Raw genomic sequence first — 17,851 nt, 5'->3', positions numbered from 1 at the left:
GAGGGAATCATGGCAGAGGCAGTACACAGGCTGGCAACGACAGAAACGCCGCTTTACCGCGAGGCGCCCAACAATATTGAGGCCGAGCAAGCGCTTCTGGGTGCATTGCTGGTCAATAATGACGCCTTTTACCGCGTTTCGGACTTCCTCAAGGCCAGTCATTTTTACGAGCCGCTGCATCGCAAGATTTTTGAAGTGGCTTCGGACCTCATCCGCATGGGCAAGATGGCCAATCCGGTCACCATGAAAACCTTTCTGCCTGCCGATGCCAAGGTGGGCGACATGACCGTGGGACAATATCTGGCCCGCCTTGCCGCAGAAGCTGTCACCGTCATCAATGCCGCCGATTATGGTCGCGCCATTTATGATCTGGCCACCCGCCGCTCCCTCATCACGGTTGGCGAGGATATGGTCAATGTCGCTTATGATGCACCCGTTGACATGTCACCATCAGCCCAGATTGAAGAGGCCGAGCGGCGGTTGTTCGAGTTGGCCGAGACGGGCCGCTACGATGGTGGGTTTGAAGATTTTTCAACCGCGCTGAAAACCGCCATCGACATGGCCAGTGCGGCCTATATGCGCGATGGCGGCCTGTCGGGCATTGCCACGGGCCTGCGCGATCTCGACAAGCGCATGGGCGGCCTGCAACAGTCTGACCTGATCGTGCTGGCTGGCCGTCCGGGCATGGGCAAGACCTCGCTTGTCACCAATATCGCTTTCAACATTGCCCACGCTTATGAGCCGGAACAACAGGCCGATGACACATTCAAGGCCAGAAATGGCGGTGTTATCGGCTTTTTCTCCCTTGAAATGTCGGCTGAACAGCTTGCAACCCGCATCATTTCCGAGCAGGCGGAAGTTCCCTCCTCAAAAATCCGGCGCGGCGATCTGACCGAAGCCGATTTCGACAAGCTCGTGCACTGCACCCAGACGCTGCAGCGCATTCCGCTGTTCATCGATTCCACTGGTGGCATTTCCATTGCCCAGCTTGCCGCACGCGCCCGTCGCCTCAAGCGCCAGCGCGGGCTTGATGTCATCATCATCGACTATATCCAGCTCATGCAGGGCTCTTCAGCCAAGGCCAGCCAGGGGCGTGTGCAGGAAATCACCGAAATCACCACCGGGCTGAAAGCGCTGGCAAAAGAACTGAACACACCCATCATCGCGCTGTCGCAGCTTTCACGTCAGGTTGAAAGCCGCGACGACAAGCGCCCGCAACTTTCCGACCTTCGCGAATCCGGCTCGATCGAGCAGGATGCCGACGTTGTGATTTTTGTGTATCGTGAAGAATATTACCTGAAAAATCAGGAGCCAAAGCCGGGTACGGACGACTATATCAAATGGGAAGGCATGATGAATGATGCACGCGGCAAGGCCGAAGTCATCATCGCCAAGCAGCGCCATGGCCCGACCGGCACCGTCCAACTCGGCTTTGAAGGGCAGTTCACCCGCTTTTACGATCTGGCCGAGGAAGGCCATTTGCCGGAAAGGTTTGAGTAAGCCCTTGTTGCACCTCCCCAGCCTGATCCTGTGCAGCCATGGCTAAGGCGCCTCGCACCCAGTTCATTTGCCAGAATTGCGGCGCAGCGCATCAGCGCTGGGCGGGAAAATGCGATTCCTGCGGTGAATGGAACACGCTGATTGAAGATGGCACGGCCAGCGGTATTGGCGCGGGCCCCGCCTCTTTGCGCAGTTCCCGCAAGGGCCGCGCCGTAGCGCTGACCTCGCTGGCTGGCGACATTGAAGATGCTCCGCGCATCATTTCCGGCATCAGCGAACTTGACCGCGCCACTGGCGGCGGCTTTGTGCGCGGCTCGGCCCTGCTGGTTGGCGGTGATCCGGGCATTGGCAAATCCACACTGCTGACACAGGCGGCCGCTGCCCTTGCCAGTCAGGGTCATCGCATCGTCTATGTCTCGGGCGAAGAGGCGGTGGCCCAGATCAGGCTGCGCGCCCAGCGGCTGGGGGTCGCCCATACACCGGTTGAACTGGCGGCTGAAACCAATGTCGAAGATATTTTGGCAACCATTGCCGATGGCAAACGGCCCGATCTGGTCATTCTCGATTCGATCCAGACCTTATGGACCGATCTTGCCGATTCTGCGCCGGGCACCGTCACACAGGTGCGCGCCTCCGCACAGGCGCTGATCCGCTATGCCAAATCCACAGGCGCGGCCATTGTTCTGGTTGGCCATGTCACCAAGGAAGGGCAGATTGCCGGGCCACGTGTGGTGGAACATATGGTCGATGGTGTGCTTTATTTTGAAGGCGAAGGCGGCCATCATTATCGAATTTTGCGCACCGTCAAAAACCGTTTTGGTCCCACCGACGAAATCGGCGTGTTTGAAATGTCGGACAAGGGCCTGCGCGAGGTCGACAATCCTTCAGAACTGTTTTTGGGCGAGCGCCATGCAAAGGCGCCCGGAGCCGCCGTCTTTGCCGGAATGGAAGGCACACGCCCCGTTCTGGTCGAAATTCAGGCGCTGGTTGCCCCCTCGCCGCTTGGCACCCCGCGGCGCGCGGTTGTCGGCTGGGACAATGCCCGGCTTTCCATGGTGCTGGCGGTATTGGAAGCCCATTGCGGTGTACGCTTTTCGCAGCATGATGTTTATCTCAATGTTGCCGGTGGCTACCGGATTTCCGAACCGGGTGCTGATCTTGCGGTTGCTGCTGCACTGGTTTCCTCTCTGACCGGCCTTGCCCTGCCCGCCGATTGCGTCTATTTCGGCGAAATCAGTCTTTCGGGAGCCATCAGGCCGGTTGCCCATGCACAGCAGCGCCTGAAGGAAGCCGAGAAGCTGGGCTTTTCAAAAGCGGCGCTGCCGCCAGCAGGAGCCAGAAACAGCGAGGACGCAGACAGTCCGGGCGAAAATTATTTTCGACCGTCTGAACTTGCCGATCTTGTGGCACGCATAGCCGGTACACGCCGCAGCCATGCACCGGACGACGGATGATAAAGCACATAAATTGGGGCAAAACAAACCATGCCTATAACACTGCTTGACGGAATTCTCATTGGCTTCACGCTGGTTTCAGCGATGCTGGCCATGGTGCGCGGCTTCTCACGCGAGGTTTTGTCAATCGCCTCCTGGGCTGCATCAGCGGCGGCTGCCTATTTCTTTTACAAGCCGGTCCTGCCCTTTGTGCAGCCTTATATCGACAATGAAAAACTGGCCATGGCAGCCGCAGCCGCTATCGTATTTCTGGTGGCGCTGGTGGTGGTGACCATCATCACCATGAAGATTGCAGATTTCATTATCGATTCCCGCATTGGCGCCCTCGACCGGACACTGGGCTTCCTTTACGGAGCCGCGCGCGGAATCCTGGTGGTTTCGGTTGGTCTTTTGTTTTTCAACTGGCTGGCCGGTGAGCGCAGCCCCGACTGGATTGCAGATGCCAAATCACGCCCGCTGCTGGAATCGGTGGGAGAAAAGCTGGAAAGCCTGCTGCCGGAAGACCCTGAAAACGCCATCTTGAAGCGGCTCCAGAATGAGCGTGAAGCACAAGGGGCCGCCCCTACGGACAGTGCCAACTGATCGGCCAGCGACCTAACGGACCAACTTCCACATTGCTCCGCAACTGCTGAGGCCCTATATAACCTTTTTAGAGCGCCACGGGCCTTGCAGGGCGCATAGAAGGCGCTCTAGAGCACTTTGAATGGGCATCACGATGATCTGAAAACCACCTCCGGTTTTTGATGTGATGCTTCAGGAGCTTGAATCTATGGCAAATGAACCCGGTGCGCTTATGGCTGAAGCCGACGACCATTTTCATGATGAATGTGGGGTGTTTGGCATATTCGGCCGGCAGGATGCGGCAGCCATCGTCACACTTGGCCTGCACGCCCTCCAGCATCGCGGACAGGAAGCTGCCGGCATTGTTTCTTTTGATGGCAAGCAATTTCATATCGAACGCCATGTCGGTCTGATCGGCGACACGTTTACCAAGCAAGATGTGCTGGACAGGCTCAAGGGCAGCCGCGCCATCGGCCATACGCGCTACCCCACCAGCGGCGGTGCGGGCCTGCGCAATATCCAGCCCTTTTTTGCTGAACTGGCGGATGGCGGCTTTGCAGTCGCCCATAATGGCAACCTCACCAACGCCATGACCGTGCAGCGGGTTTTGCAAAAGCAGGGTTCAATCTTTTCCTCGACCTCCGATACCGAGACCATCCTGCATCTGGTGGCCACCAGCAAGGAGCGCGATCTCAATTCACGCTTCATCGAAGCCATCCGCCAATTGGAAGGCGCATTTTCACTGGTGGCGCTGACCTCCAAGAAAATGATCGGCTGCCGCGACCCGCTGGGCATTCGCCCGCTGGTGCTGGGCGATCTCGACGGCGCATGGATTCTTGCCTCCGAAACCTGCGCACTCGACATTATTGGTGCGCGTTTTGTGCGTGACGTCAAACCGGGAGAAATGGTCGTCATCACCTCTTCCGGCGTTGAAAGCCTGTTTCCGTTCGAGCAACAGAAAAGCCGCTTCTGCATCTTTGAATATGTCTATTTTGCCCGCCCTGATTCCATTGTCGAGGGCCGCAACGTCTATGATATACGCAAGCGTATTGGCGTAGAGCTTGCCCGCGAAAATCTGGTCGAAGCAGATCTTGTCGTGCCGGTGCCTGATTCGGGCACACCGGCGGCCATCGGCTTCAGCCAGGAGGCGAACCTGCCCTTTGAACTGGGCATCATCCGCAACCATTATGTGGGCCGCACCTTCATTCAGCCCGGCGATTCCATCCGTCATATGGGCGTCAAGCTCAAGCACAACGCCAACCGCCAGATGATCGAGGGCAAGCGCGTCGTGCTGGTCGATGATTCCATTGTGCGCGGCACCACCAGCCAGAAGATCGTGCAGATGGTGCGCGATGCCGGCGCTAAAGAGGTTCATATGCGTATCGCCTCTCCGCCGACACGCTCATCCTGCTTTTATGGCGTGGATACGCCTGAAAAATCAAAGCTGCTGGCCTCGCGCATGTCGGTGGAAGAGATGGCGGATTTCATCCGTGTTGATTCGCTCAGCTTCCTGTCGATTGAAGGGCTTTATCGCGCCGTCGGCGAAGCAACCCGTAACTCTGAACAGCCGCAATTTTGCGATGCCTGTTTTACCGGCAACTATCCCACCCGCCTGACCGACTTTGAAGCTACCGATAATGTGCGCACACTTTCACTGCTGGCGGCAGGCGGCACCTGACATTTCTTGACTTATCGAAAGTTTTTTCATGACGCTCTCATCTGATCTGACCGGCCGCACAGCCGTGGTTACCGGCGCTTCGCGCGGCATTGGCTATCATATCGCCAAACACCTGGCAGCCAGCGGCGCCCATGTGATTGCTGTCGCCCGCACTGTTGGCGGACTTGAAGAGTTGGACGATGAGATCAGGGCCGAAAAAACACGCGGCGGCAAGGGCGAAGCAACACTGGTTCCGCTTGATCTGGCCGACATGGAAGGCATTGACCGTCTTGGCGGCGCCATTCATGAACGCTGGGGCAAACTCGACATCATGGTCGCCAATGCCGGTATTTTAGGAGTGATTTCGCCGATTGGTCATGTCGAGGCCAAGGTTTTTGAAAAAGTGATGACCATTAACGTCACCTCGACATGGCGTCTGATCCGTTCCCTCGACCCGCTTTTGCGCCAGTCCGATGCAGGCCGTGCGATTTTAATATCCTCAGGGGCAGCCCATTCAGCGCGCGCTTTCTGGGGGCCTTACGCCGCCTCCAAGGCAGCGCTGGAGGCCATGACCCGCTCATGGGCGGATGAGACACGCAACTATCCCTTGCGCATCAATGCCGTGGACCCCGGGGCAACCCGCACCGCCATGCGCGCCCTTGCCGTTCCCGGAGAAGACCCCGACACGCTGCCGCACCCTTCCGAGATTGCCGCCCGCATCACCGCTCTGGCCAGCCCGGAACTGACCCGCACCGGCGAAATTTATCAGGCCCGCCACGACCGCTGGGTTTCTTATCGGATGCCGGAATAGTTTTTTGACAACAGCTTGCCGTTCATAGAAGCATTTCCATCTGACTGCAAAATTGCTTATGTTAGCCGCATTTATACGACGTCAGACGATACCGTCTGACTGCAAAATGCTCTAACTTCCGGACCTGATCAGTCCCAATTTAAAAACATGGCGGGGGCACATGGTTTTCATTCTCGCGCTATTGGCTGCCATTGCATTGATCTGGTGCCTGAGCGCAATCACCGAGAAAATACGGCTGGGTCTCAGCCTCTCGCAAGCTCTTCTTTATGCACCCTTCAAACTGTTCTACCGCATTTGTGATTCACGCATTCAACTGGCCCGCAATGCGCAAGCACCGCTAATCTATGTGGTCACACATCAGTCACGCATCGATCCGGCCCTGATGCTGTCGCTGCTGCCTGACGATACGCTGCATATTCTGGACAGTGTTACCGCAAAATCCATCTGGATGGAGCCATGGCGGGAACTGGCGCGCACCATTGCCTTCAATGCCGAGCATGTTTTTGTCTCACGGCGTCTGGTGCGCGCGCTCAAAGGCAAAGGACGGCTGGCGGTCTATATTCCTGCCAATGTCGAGCCGGATTTGCGTTCATTCCGGCTCTACCGGGCGGTGATCCGCATCGCCATACAAGCCAATGCCCGTATTGTGCCGATCTTCATTGGCGGTGCACAAACGCTTCCCTTTCAGGCTTCCGGAAAAGCCCCGGCAACACGCCACTGGTTTCCCCGCCTGAAAATCTCGGTTCTGGAGCCGATGAATGCGGCTGAACTGCTGGCGCGCAATGGCAGCCCGGCCAACAGAAATGCCCATGCGCTGTTTGATCGCGTGGCTGAAGCCCGGCTGGCCGCCACAGATGAGGATCAAAGCCTGTTTCAGGCGGTCCGCAACGCCGCAGAAAATTTTGGTCCAGGCCGCATTGCTCTGGAAGACGCCACTGGCAGCAAGCTCAGCTATCGCAGATTGCTGACAGGGGCGCGTGTTCTTGGCCGCGATATTGCCGGGCGCACCCGACCCGGAGAATCGGTGGGCATCATGCTGCCCAACGCCAATGCCACGGTGCTGGCCCTGCTGGGTATTGCCTCGGCAGGCAGGGTTTCGGCACTGGTCAATTTTACCGCTGGCCCTGCCAATATCGAAGCGGCAATGAACACCGCAGTGGTGCGCATCATTGTCTCCTCACGCAGCTTTGTTGAAAAAGCCAGGCTTGAAGAGATCGTTCAGGCGCTGGAAGCTGTCGGCATGGAATTTTTGTGGCTGGAAGATTTTCGCGCCAGCGCCACATTGCGTGAAAAACTGTGTGCAGCGCTTTTATGGCGCTATCCTCTCATTCGGCAGGACGCACAAAAACCAGCCGTCATCCTGTTCACCTCAGGCTCGGAAGGCCTGCCCAAAGCCGCCATCCTGTCGCATCGCAATCTGATTGCCAACGCCATGCAGGCCGAAGCGCGCGTTACCATCAGCACCGATGATATTGCGCTTAATGTGCTGCCAATGTTTCATTCCTTTGGCCTGACTGCCGGAACGCTTTTGCCATTATTCAATGGGATCAGACTGTTTCTCTACCCCTCTCCGCTGCATTACAAGCTCATTGCGCAGCTTGCAGGGCGCATAAAACCAACCGTCATGTTCGGCACTGATACATTTCTTGCCCAATATGGCCGTGCGGCTTCTGACGGCGATTTTTCAAGCCTGCGCTTTGCCGTGGCCGGTGCCGAAGCTGTCAGGGATGAAACCCGCAAGCTCTGGCGCGAGCGTTTTGGAACAGCCATTATCGAAGGCTATGGCCTGACCGAGGCAGCCCCCGTGGTTGCGGTCAACACGGCCATTCATGGGCGCGAAGGCACCGTCGGCCGTCTTTTACCGGGCATGGCCATGCGTATTGAAAAGGTGGATGGTGTGGCCGAGGGCGGGCGGCTGTTTCTTGCCGGACCCAATGTCATGATGGGCTATATGACCGCTGAGCGACCGGGTGAATTGCAGCCGCTTGAGGAAGGCTGGCATGATACGGGCGACATTATCACAGTCGATAATGAAGGCTTCATCACCATTACCGGCCGGGCAGCGCGCTTTGCCAAAATTGCCGGTGAAATGGTGCCTTTGGGTATCCTTGAAGTTCTGGCGCAAGATTTGTGGCCGCAAGAGCGCCATGCCGTTATCTCCATACCAGACAGCAAACGCGGTGAGCGCATTATTTTAGTCACCACCGCATCCAAGGCCAATGTGGAAAGCCTGCGAAAGGCTGGCAAGCAGGCAGGTATTGCCCCGCTTGCCATTCCCGCAACCATCATCAAGGTCGAAGAAATTCCAGCCCTTGGCTCAGGAAAAACCGATTATCGGCACACCCGGCAACTGGCTCTGGAAGAACTCGGCAGCAGCAAAAAATAAAAAAATAAAAAAATTAATCGCCGTTGCGGGCATCCACATCAGGCGGCAGCAGCACCTCACCCTCCAGCCTGGCGCGGCGTATATAGGCCAGTGCGCTTAACGGCAAAAACAGCAGATAGCAGATGACCGAAGCGGTCAGCGTATACCAGGGATAAGACACCAGAAGCAGGAAATAGAGCACGATCGCCAAAATGACCAGCAAAGTGCGATCACCCGGTATTTTCAGGCTTTTTCCTGAATAGACCGGCAGGCGGCTGACCAGAAGAAAGGCCACGATCACGGTAAAGGCGGAGGCCAGAAAAGCTCCGTAAACGGTTGGTTCAAAGCCGATAAAGGATAAGTAAAGCGGCAGCATCACCACAGCCGCACCCGCAGGTGCTGGCACTCCGACAAAATATTCGCCCTGCCATGTCGGGCGATCCTGCGCCTCTTCCAGCACGTTGAAACGCGCCAGCCGCATAGCGCAGGCAATGGCAAACAGCAGTGCTGCAATCCAGCCGGGTGAACCGGCGCGATCCAGTAAAAACGCATACAACACCAATGCAGGTGCGACTCCGAAATTGACGATGTCGGCAATTGAATCCATCTGCGCGCCAAATTTGGAGGTGGCTTTCAAAAACCGCGCCACGCGCCCGTCAAGACCATCGAGAAAGGCAGCAATCAGCACCATCACCACCGCTGTCTCAAAGCGCCCTTCAAAGCCAAAGCGAATGCCCGACAGGCCAGCGCAGATAGCCAGAACCGTCAAAAGATTTGGAAACACCATGCGCAGCGGGATTTCGCGAATGCGCGGTCCCCCCGAACCATGCGCTTCAAACTTCTTGAAAGGTGGGGTCATCGGCCTGCTATCAGGAAATATGCACGACAGGAGCGCTTTCCTGCCCGCCAAATACGGCCAGAACCGTTTCACCGCCAATCGCGGTCTGGCCCACGGCAACACGCGCCACAGCCCCTTGCGGGAGATAGACATCAACACGCGAACCAAAGCGGATCAGGCCAAAACGCTCACCGGCGTCAATGTCGGACCCGACCTTGCTCCAGCACAGGATGCGGCGCGCCACCAGACCGGCAATCTGCACGACACCAATGGTTCCATTTTTTGTCTCGATCACCAGACCATTGCGTTCATTTTCGCTGCTGGCCTTATCCAGATCGGCATTGAGAAACTTTCCGGGGCGGTGCTCGATAAGGGTGATATGGCCGCGCATCGGCGAGCGGTTCACATGGCAGGAAAATACATTCATGAACACGGAAATGCGGGTCATTTCCTCCGGCCCAAAGCCCAGTTCAGCAGGGGGCACTGCCGGGCCAACCGCCGAGACAACACCATCGGCGGGGCTGATGACCCATTGATCATCAATGGGGGTAACGCGCTCAGGATCGCGGAAGAAATAGATACACCAGACGGTCAGCAAGGCACCGACCCAAAGCAGAAAACCCGAAAAATAGCCAAGCACCAGTGTTACCGCCGCAAAAATGGCGATGAAGGGATAGCCTTCCTTATGGATCGGCACGAATGTTTTTCTGATCGTGTCAATGAGATGCATTGTCTAAACCGGCTCCGCTTTCAGGAGATCAGGCTTTAAACGAAAGACACCACAGCCGCAATGTTGCATTGCGACTGCGGCTTGTTAGCTTAAAGCGTGTTGCAATCTTTCAGATTCACGCGACCCGCTTTAAGGTTTTGTTTTTACGCATGTCTTTATCTCGAGACTGGTTCCCAAGTCTCGAGAGACAGGCTTTAGAGCATCTCTTGTTTTAGCCGCATTTCTGCGACGCCAGACGATTCCGTCTGACTGCAAAATGCTCTAGATAATTTCAGGGGTGCGCTGGCGCACAATTACTCCCATTTCATCCGTTTCACGGGCAATGCGCAGCCGCTCTTCGGCTTCGGTGGCCTCACGCTGACGATCCCACATTGACGCATAAAGCCCGCCTTGCGCCAGAAGCGCTGCATGGGTGCCGCGCTCTTCAATATTGCCTTCCTTGAGCACAATGATTTCATCGGCGGAAATTACGGTGGAAAGCCTGTGCGCAATAACAATAGTCGTGCGATCACGGCTGACCAGATCAAGTGCGGACTGAATTTCCTGCTCGGTATGGGTATCAAGCGCTGATGTCGCCTCATCAAGGATCAGGATTGGTGGGGCTTTCAAAATGGTTCGGGCAATGGCCACACGCTGCTTTTCACCGCCTGAAAGTTTCAAACCGCGCTCGCCAACCATGGCCTCATAGCCTTCCGGCAGACCTTCGATGAAGGTGGTGATCTGCGCCAGTTCGGCAGCCCGGCGCACTTCTTCCTCAGATGCAGCGATACGGCCATAGCGGATATTATAGGCAATGGTGTCGTTAAACAGCACCGTATCTTGCGGAACCATGCCGATGGAACTGCGCAGGCTTTCCTGCGTCACCTCGCGCACATCCTGCCCATCAATGAGGATCGAACCGGATTGCACATCATAAAAGCGAAACAAAAGCCGCGAGATCGTTGATTTTCCGGCCCCCGAAGGGCCGACAATGGCCACGGTCTTGCCTGCCGGAACCTCAAAGCTGATGCCTTTGAGAATCGGACGGTCCGGCTCATAGGAAAACTGAACGTCACGGAATTCAACCTTGCCTGCCTTGATCCTCAAAGGGGCAGCGTGTGCGCTGTCGATGACTTCGGCCTTCACGTCAAGCAGATCAAACATCTGCTCGATATCAGTCAGCCCCTGCCTGATCTCACGATAGATAAAGCCAATAAAATTGAGCGGAACGGCAAGTTGCATCAACATGGCATTGATGAATACAAAATCACCCACCGTCTGCGTTCCGGCCTTCACCTCAATGGCAGACATTGCCATGATAATCATCATGCCAATGCCAAAGATTACACCCTGCCCGAAATTGAGCCAGCCAAGCGAAGTCCAGATACGGGTGGCAGCCGACTCGTAGCGCGCCATGGCACGATCGAAGCGCCTTGCCTCCATCGCCTCATTGCCAAAATATTTGACCGTTTCAAAGTTAAGAAGGGAATCAATCGCCTTGGTGTTGGCATCCGTATCGCTGTCATTCATGTCGCGGCGAATATCAATGCGCCAGTCACTCGCCTTGATCGTAAACCAGATGTAGAGCCAGACGGTGATGGCCACTACAGCCACATATTTCCAGCCATAGGCAACAGCAAAGATGACCGCCGTCAGGGCAAATTCCAGAACGGTTGGAATACTGTTGAGGACAGTAAAACGTACAATGGTTTCAATGCCTTTGGTGCCGCGCTCAATGATACGCGAAAGCCCCCCGGTGCGCCGCTCCAGATGGAAGCGCAGCGAAAGTTCATGCATGTGAACAAAGGTGCGATAGGCAAGCTGGCGCACCGCATATTGGCCGACACGGGCAAACAGCGCATCGCGCAACTGGTTGAAGCCAAGCTGAATGATGCGCATCAGATTATAGGCCACCACCAGCATGACCGGCGTCGCCAGAAAGGCGGGCAGCAGCCACGGGGAATGTGCATCATCGGCAAGCGCATCCGTTGCCCATTTGAAAAAATACGGAACCGCAATCAGAGTGAGCTTGGAAGCAATCAGAAACACACTGGCCCAGACCACCCGCATCTTGAGATCGGCACGCTCTGAGGGCCACATATATGGCCATAGATTGACCAGCGTTTTGAATGTTGAGCCAGAATCGGCAGAGACGGTTTTTCCACTCACAAGAACAAGACCTTAAAGAAATTTAAAACGGCTGATACCGCAGATATAAATCAACGCTCGACGCAGCAGGCAGAGGCAAAGCAAGCCAGTTCATCCGCCACCGCCTGCAATACCTGACGGTTGATAGCGTATCGGGAGCGCGGGCCATCGGCTTCAAAACACACCAGCCCGGCTGCGACCAAAACCTTGAGATGCTGCGAAACGGTTGACTGCGCCAGATCAAGCTGCCCAACCACCTCCCCGCAACAGGATGTTTCCGTTTGGGCAAGGTAGCGTAATATGCCAATCCGCGCCGAATGTGACAGGGCTGCCAATTGTGCGCCAAGTTCAGCGTCATCAAGATTTTTGCGTTGCTCAGCGCAATGGGATACATCCTTCATCGTAAATCGACGATATACGATGAAGGATTTTCATGCAACTGCGCTACAGATAAATAACGCCTTGCCTGCGGCAAGTTTTAAGGCTGAACGGTAATCTGATCGCCCAGCGACTGGAAATCAGCCGGTTCCCCATCATTTGACGTTTCCGGTACCTTGAACAATTGCCCCGGCCAGATGCGGTCAGGATCGGCAATCTGATCCTGATTGGCCAGATAAATGGTCGAATAGCGGATGCCATGGCCATAAACGCGGCGTGAAATATGCCACAACGTATCGCCACGCCGGATGATGACCGAACCTTCGGTCTGTTGCAGCTTTGGAGCCGTTGTAATGGCAGGCTGTTCTTCTTCGGTCTCCACTTGAGCAGAGGTTTCCGGGGCAACAGGGGTGACAGATGCAGGGGGGACAACTGGAACAACAGGAGCGGCTGCAACTGTTTCATCTGTTTCATCCGTTCCGGCCGGCGCAGTATCGCTGCTGTTTTCATCCTCTGGCGCCACCGCTGCAATCACTTCACCCGGCTCCCGCTGGAACGGCACCTGTGCGCGGGCCACAACCTTGTCACTGGCTAAATCCAGCGCATCAACCCGGATGATATATTCGCCCACGGCAAGATCATGGCTGGTTTCAACCAGAAAATGCCCATCGGGCGACGTGATGGCTTCGCCCAGCAAAATTTCATTGGCATAGACACGCACCTTGCGGCCAGCATCGGCGCGCCCGGCAATGAAGATTTTTTCACCGTCGATCTCGACTGCCGCAACAGAAACCTGAGGGCGGCTTGCTTCAACAGCAGGCTTTTGAACCTCTTCCGGTTGTTCATCTGCGGTCACGACAGGGGCTGGCGCAGCTTCTGCCTGTGCCTGTTTTGCGTCATCCGTACCGGCTGGTTCAACTTCTGCCGTATCAACAGGTGCTGGTTCTACTTCTGCCGTATCAGCAGGCGCTTCTGCCGTGTCGGCAGGCGCCTCTCCCGTATCAAACGGCTCCGGCACAGTCAGAAGCTGCGCTGGCTTGCCCGGCTCTTCCACCATAGCCAGCACCTGTCCATCCGGCTGTTCAGGGATCGCAACCACGGCAGTCTGCACCGAGGTCACAACCGAGCCATCCGGCGCTGTTGCGCGCAAGGTGATCTGATGATCGCCCGCTTGCAGCGGGTTATCGAGCACAATGACAAACGCACCGTCCGGTCCGGCTATGGCCTTGCCCAGCGCCGTCGTGCCGTCAGAAAGCTCAACCGTTGCGCCCGCAGCCGCTTTTCCGGCAACGACGATCGAACCATCCCCCTCAACACGCAACACATCAAAGGCAGGTGTGGTGTCCTCTTGCCGCGCCATTTCATCAGAGTCGACCTGATCAGGCTCAGCCTGTTGCTGCGTAATTTCTTCTGCCGGCGCCTGATTTGTCTCTGTCTCAGAATCTGTTTCAGCAGCTTCAATCTCCGGCGCTGCAGCTTCAGGTTGGGCGGCTTGCGTCTGGGTAGCTTCCGGCGTCTCCTCAATTTCTTCGGGGGTGTTTGCAGGAATACTGGTTTCCTGCTGTGTCACTTCGGCTGGTTTGCGACCCAGATATAAATCAAAAGCGCCCGACACATAGCCGATAAAGCCAGCAATTATGGCAGCTATGCCTGCAAGTACATACGCCCTGACACTGTTATTCTTCATTACCTGTCCGTTCCCCGATTTTTCACAGCCTGACCAATTTGCACACAAATGTCATCCCGCTTTATTTCATTGCCCAGACAGGATCTTTTGTGAAGCTGTTTCTGTGATGACAGGGCGCTCTGTCTGTTGTTTTAAAACAAACTCGTGAATCTAAAAGATCACAACACTTAAAAAACACCAATGAACACTTGACCTGAGCGCCATGCGCCATCACCAATCTTTCATGAACACGATTCGATCCGTCTGCGTTTATTGCGGCTCTTCGCCGGGCCAGAACCCTGCTTATATGGAAGCCGGGCGCATAGTTGGCCGTGCTCTTGCGCATTCAAATCTGCGCCTCGTCTATGGCGGCGGCACCAAAGGTATCATGGGCGCCGTTTCGGATGCGACCTTACGCGCCGGGGGCAAGGTGCTTGGCATTATTCCCCGTTTTCTCATGAACAAGGAAGCAAGCACGAGCAGCCTTGAACGACTGGACGAGGTTGTGGTCACCGAAAACATGCATCAGCGCAAACAGCGCATGTTTGAAGAATCAGACGCCTTTGTTGTCTTGCCCGGCGGCATTGGCACCCTGGAGGAAATCGTCGAAATGATGACCTGGGCGCAGCTTGGGCATCACCGCAAACCCATGATATTTGCCAGTATAAACGGTTTTTGGGGCCCCATGATGGCGCTGCTTGATCATATGCGCGCCCAAGGCTTCATCCACACTGCCCATCAGGTGCAACCCCTGGTGGTCAATGAAGCTGAAGCCATCATACCAGCAGTCCTGTCAGCCGCCTCGGCCACGGCCACGCCTTCCCAAGGTGTGGCGGCAATCATCGAGAAGATGTAACCACACAACCATTCACATCTTTACAGGCAAAAACACCGTGCACCCGACAGGACGCACGGCGCTCTAGACTGCAAAATGCTCTATTTTTTGCGCAAGCTCGACCAGGTGTAAATCGCCAGCCCTGTCCAGATCAGCATGAACGCAACCAGTTGCGATATCCCAAACGGCTCACCAAAGACAAAGACTGCAATCAGGAATACCATCGTCGGGGCAAAATATTGCATCAGCCCCAGTGTCGACAGGCGCAAAGCCTTGGCTCCATAAGCAAACATCAGCAGCGGCACCGCCGTGACCGGTCCGCAACCAATCAACAACACCGTATCCATCCAGTCGCCTGACAGAAAATGATTGCTGCCATCAACCACCAGCCAGATGACATAGGTCAGCGCCGGAACCGCCAGAATAACGACTTCAAGCAAAAAGCCCTGACTGGGGCCAATGGGCAGGGTCTTGCGCAGAAAACCATAGCAGCCGAAAGACAGCGCAAGACAAAGCGAAACCCAGGGCAGGCTGCCATTTTCATAAGTCAGCATGATCACGGCAACACCAGCCAGAACCACCGCGGCAATCTGGACCCGGTTCAGCCGTTCGCTGAGCACCAAAGCCCCAAGCATGACATTGACCAATGGATTGATGTAATAGCCAAGCGCCGTTTCCAGCGTGCGGTCAACGGCAATTGCCCACACATAGATGCTCCAGTTGATGGTGATGACAAGAGCCGTTAATGCGGCCATGCCCAACATGTGTGGTGTGCGCAAAGCCGTCTTGAAATCTGCCGTGCGGCCCTGCCAGATGAGAAAACCGGCCGCAATTGGCACCGACCATAAAATACGGTGCGCAACCACCTCCATAAGCGGCAAATGCGCCACCCATTTCATGTAGAATGGCAATAGCCCCCAAAGAAAATATGCGCCAAATGCCAAAAAGAAACCATGCCTAAGCGTGGCTTTGGCGTTACTGCCTTTTTGGATCACATCACTTGTCATGCTGTCCATATGAACCTGCCTGAGCAACAGAACCGCTCTGGAGCATTTTGTGAGTACAGATGGAACCATCTGACGCAAGCACAATGCGGCTAAAACAAGGGCTTAGAGCATTTTGCAGCCAGATGGTTACATCTGGCGTCGCATAAATGTGGCTAAAACAAAAGCTTAGAGCATTTTATCCGTTTTTCATGGAAACAAGAAATGCTCTATTTTTTTTATTTATGCGCATGATCTTATCTGAAAAGTCTGCAACTTTTCAGATAAGATCATGCTCTAATTGTCTTTATTCTCGATGCAAGAAACTATTCTGCGGCGACCTGTCCGGCCAGTTCGCGATTTTTCATCAATTTAAAAACAATGGAATCCATCAGCGCCTGAAATGATGCGTCGATAACATTGTCAGAAACACCCACCGTCCACCAGCGCGCACCGCTGCCATCCTGCGACTCGATCAGAACCCGCGTGATCGCCTCGGTGCCACCATTGAGGATGCGGACCTTGTAATCCACCAGTTCCAGATCCTCGATCTCTTCCTGATAGCGGCCCAGATCCTTGCGCAGGGCAAGATCAAGTGCATTGACCGGCCCATGGCCTTCTGCAACGGACATGTGCACCTGCCCCTCCACCACGATCCTGACGATGGCTTCGGAGACGGTCTTGATCTGGCCATTGGCGTCAAAACGACGCTCGACCATGCAACGAAAACTCTCAACCTTGAAGAAATCCGGCACAATGCCAAGGGTACGGCGCGACAACAGCTCAAAACTGGCATCTGCACCTTCATAGGCATAGCCTTGCGCCTCACGCTCCTTGACCAGCGCAATCAACTGGTCAAGGCGCGGATCATCACGCAAGACCGCAATGCCACGCCGCTTCAATTCCACAATGAAATTGGCCTTGCCGCCCTGATCCGACACCATGACCTTGCGCCGGTTGCCGATGCTTTCGGGCTCCACATGCTCATAGGTACTCGGCTCCTTTGCCAGAGCCGAAGCATGGATACCGGCCTTGGTTGCAAAAGCCGAGGCTCCGACATAGGCCGCCTGCATATTGGGAGCGCGGTTGAGCAATTCATCAAATGAGCGGGAAAGATGAGTAATGGTGGCAAGGCGTTCCGGCGTGACGCCAATCTCAAAGCGATCGGCATAGACTGGCTTTAGCGCCAGCGTGGGAATGAGGGTCACAAGATTGGCATTGCCGCAGCGCTCGCCAATGCCGTTCAATGTGCCCTGAACCTGGCGCACCCCTTCCTCGACTGCTGCCAGAGAATTGGCGACCGCCTGGCCGGTGTCATCATGGGCATGAATGCCCAGATGACTGCCGGGAATGCCCGCCTCGATCACCTTGCCCACAATCTGGCGGATTTCTGCTGGCTGGGTGCCGCCATTGGTATCGCACAACACAATCCAGCGAGCGCCAGCCTCAAAAGCTGTGCGGGCGCAGGCCAGCGTATAGTCAGAATTGGCCTTGAACCCGTCAAAAAAATGCTCGCAATCAATGATGGCTTCCTTGCCTGCCGCAAGGGCTGCCTCAACGGTCTGACGAATGGCCTCAAGATTTTCCTCATCCGTACAGCCCAGCGCCACACGCACCTGATATTGCGAGCTTTTGGCAACAAAGCACGCGACATCTGAAGCCGATTGCAAAATCAAGGCCAGCCCCGGATCGTTGGATGCCGAAACACCGACACGCTTTGTCATGCCGAAAGCAGCAAATTTTGAACCGCTTGTGTGCTTTTTCCTGAAAAATTCAGTATCGGTGGGATTGGCGCCCGGATAACCCCCCTCGACATAATCGAGACCGAATTCATCCAGCATATGGGCAATGGTGATCTTGTCTTCGACCGAAAAATCAATGCCCGGCGTCTGCTGGCCATCCCGCAGCGTCGTGTCGTAGAGATAGATGCGCTCTTTCATGACATT

At 55.6% G+C, this 17,851-nt stretch carries 14 protein-coding genes; 7 read left to right on the top strand and 7 right to left on the bottom strand.

Annotated features, from left to right (window positions below):
- Positions 1 to 9: 9 nt before the first annotated feature.
- From ACFPLB_RS07110 to ACFPLB_RS07085, 6 genes are all read left to right on the top strand, one after another.
- Entirely contained in the window at positions 10 to 1,500 is a 1,491-nt protein-coding gene (locus ACFPLB_RS07110) for a replicative DNA helicase (RefSeq protein ID WP_378228673.1), read from the top strand.
- A 38-nt stretch (positions 1,501 to 1,538) separates the two neighbouring features.
- The gene (radA, locus tag ACFPLB_RS07105; protein ID WP_378228672.1) at positions 1,539 to 2,954 is read left to right on the top strand and encodes a DNA repair protein RadA; all 1,416 of its coding nucleotides are present in this window, start codon (positions 1,539 to 1,541) and stop codon (positions 2,952 to 2,954) included.
- A gap of 30 nt (positions 2,955 to 2,984) precedes the next feature.
- On the top strand, positions 2,985 to 3,536 hold the full coding sequence (locus ACFPLB_RS07100; protein ID WP_378228671.1) for a CvpA family protein: 552 nt from the start codon (positions 2,985 to 2,987) through the stop codon (positions 3,534 to 3,536).
- A 187-nt stretch (positions 3,537 to 3,723) separates the two neighbouring features.
- Positions 3,724 to 5,193 (top strand): amidophosphoribosyltransferase, encoded by a 1,470-nt coding sequence (purF, locus tag ACFPLB_RS07095; RefSeq protein ID WP_378228670.1) that lies wholly within the window; start codon positions 3,724 to 3,726, stop codon positions 5,191 to 5,193.
- A 28-nt stretch (positions 5,194 to 5,221) separates the two neighbouring features.
- Complete coding sequence (locus tag ACFPLB_RS07090; protein WP_378228669.1) at positions 5,222 to 5,983, top strand: SDR family NAD(P)-dependent oxidoreductase; 762 nt, start codon at positions 5,222 to 5,224, stop codon at positions 5,981 to 5,983.
- Positions 5,984 to 6,143: 160 nt separating this feature from the next.
- The gene (locus ACFPLB_RS07085) at positions 6,144 to 8,369 is read left to right on the top strand and encodes an AMP-binding protein (RefSeq protein WP_378228668.1); all 2,226 of its coding nucleotides are present in this window, start codon (positions 6,144 to 6,146) and stop codon (positions 8,367 to 8,369) included.
- A gap of 13 nt (positions 8,370 to 8,382) precedes the next feature.
- Here the strand turns inward: ACFPLB_RS07085 and pssA are convergent, their stop codons facing one another.
- The 5 genes from pssA to ACFPLB_RS07060 form a co-directional block, all read right to left on the bottom strand.
- Complete coding sequence (gene pssA / locus ACFPLB_RS07080; protein WP_378228667.1) at positions 8,383 to 9,207, bottom strand: CDP-diacylglycerol--serine O-phosphatidyltransferase; 825 nt, start codon at positions 9,205 to 9,207, stop codon at positions 8,383 to 8,385.
- A 10-nt stretch (positions 9,208 to 9,217) separates the two neighbouring features.
- Positions 9,218 to 9,916 (bottom strand): phosphatidylserine decarboxylase, encoded by a 699-nt coding sequence (locus ACFPLB_RS07075; protein WP_378228666.1) that lies wholly within the window; start codon positions 9,914 to 9,916, stop codon positions 9,218 to 9,220.
- A 261-nt stretch (positions 9,917 to 10,177) separates the two neighbouring features.
- Positions 10,178 to 12,064 (bottom strand): ABCB family ABC transporter ATP-binding protein/permease, encoded by a 1,887-nt coding sequence (locus ACFPLB_RS07070; protein ID WP_378228665.1) that lies wholly within the window; start codon positions 12,062 to 12,064, stop codon positions 10,178 to 10,180.
- A 50-nt stretch (positions 12,065 to 12,114) separates the two neighbouring features.
- Complete coding sequence (locus ACFPLB_RS07065) at positions 12,115 to 12,444, bottom strand: ArsR/SmtB family transcription factor (protein ID WP_378228664.1); 330 nt, start codon at positions 12,442 to 12,444, stop codon at positions 12,115 to 12,117.
- 77 nt (positions 12,445 to 12,521) lie between these two features.
- On the bottom strand, positions 12,522 to 14,108 hold the full coding sequence (locus tag ACFPLB_RS07060) for a LysM peptidoglycan-binding domain-containing protein (RefSeq protein ID WP_378228663.1): 1,587 nt from the start codon (positions 14,106 to 14,108) through the stop codon (positions 12,522 to 12,524).
- A gap of 223 nt (positions 14,109 to 14,331) precedes the next feature.
- Here ACFPLB_RS07060 and ACFPLB_RS07055 point away from each other — a divergent pair, with 223 nt between their 5' ends.
- Positions 14,332 to 14,943 (top strand): LOG family protein, encoded by a 612-nt coding sequence (locus tag ACFPLB_RS07055; protein WP_378228662.1) that lies wholly within the window; start codon positions 14,332 to 14,334, stop codon positions 14,941 to 14,943.
- An 80-nt stretch (positions 14,944 to 15,023) separates the two neighbouring features.
- Here ACFPLB_RS07055 and rarD read toward each other — a convergent pair whose 3' ends face one another.
- On the bottom strand, positions 15,024 to 15,929 hold the full coding sequence (gene rarD, locus ACFPLB_RS07050; protein ID WP_378228765.1) for an EamA family transporter RarD: 906 nt from the start codon (positions 15,927 to 15,929) through the stop codon (positions 15,024 to 15,026).
- Between the two features lie 302 nt (positions 15,930 to 16,231).
- Complete coding sequence (gene cimA, locus ACFPLB_RS07045) at positions 16,232 to 17,845, bottom strand: citramalate synthase (protein ID WP_378228661.1); 1,614 nt, start codon at positions 17,843 to 17,845, stop codon at positions 16,232 to 16,234.
- Positions 17,846 to 17,851 lie beyond the last annotated feature (6 nt).

Origin of the sequence: Aquamicrobium segne (assembly GCF_042656785.1) — a bacterium.
GTDB lineage: Bacteria > Pseudomonadota > Alphaproteobacteria > Rhizobiales > Rhizobiaceae > Mesorhizobium > Mesorhizobium segne.
The sequence above is the reverse complement of the archived record's forward strand: the minus strand, read 5'-3'. Positions and strand labels throughout refer to the sequence as shown.

Bases quoted from the DNA above. Each gene is read 5' to 3' on its own strand.
- ACFPLB_RS07055 (WP_378228662.1), top strand. From the start codon at position 14,332: ATGAACACGATTCGATCCGTCTGCGTTTATTGCGGCTCTTCGCCGGGC.
- ACFPLB_RS07065 (WP_378228664.1), bottom strand. From the start codon at position 12,444: ATGAAGGATGTATCCCATTGCGCTGAGCAACGCAAAAATCTTGATGAC.
- cimA (WP_378228661.1), bottom strand. From the start codon at position 17,845: ATGAAAGAGCGCATCTATCTCTACGACACGACGCTGCGGGATGGCCAG.
- rarD (WP_378228765.1), bottom strand. From the start codon at position 15,929: ATGACAAGTGATGTGATCCAAAAAGGCAGTAACGCCAAAGCCACGCTT.
- ACFPLB_RS07090 (WP_378228669.1), top strand. From the start codon at position 5,222: ATGACGCTCTCATCTGATCTGACCGGCCGCACAGCCGTGGTTACCGGC.
- ACFPLB_RS07075 (WP_378228666.1), bottom strand. From the start codon at position 9,916: ATGCATCTCATTGACACGATCAGAAAAACATTCGTGCCGATCCATAAG.
- ACFPLB_RS07100 (WP_378228671.1), top strand. From the start codon at position 2,985: ATGCCTATAACACTGCTTGACGGAATTCTCATTGGCTTCACGCTGGTT.
- ACFPLB_RS07110 (WP_378228673.1), top strand. From the start codon at position 10: ATGGCAGAGGCAGTACACAGGCTGGCAACGACAGAAACGCCGCTTTAC.
- radA (WP_378228672.1), top strand. From the start codon at position 1,539: ATGGCTAAGGCGCCTCGCACCCAGTTCATTTGCCAGAATTGCGGCGCA.
- pssA (WP_378228667.1), bottom strand. From the start codon at position 9,207: ATGACCCCACCTTTCAAGAAGTTTGAAGCGCATGGTTCGGGGGGACCG.
- ACFPLB_RS07060 (WP_378228663.1), bottom strand. From the start codon at position 14,108: ATGAAGAATAACAGTGTCAGGGCGTATGTACTTGCAGGCATAGCTGCC.
- purF (WP_378228670.1), top strand. From the start codon at position 3,724: ATGGCAAATGAACCCGGTGCGCTTATGGCTGAAGCCGACGACCATTTT.
- ACFPLB_RS07085 (WP_378228668.1), top strand. From the start codon at position 6,144: ATGGTTTTCATTCTCGCGCTATTGGCTGCCATTGCATTGATCTGGTGC.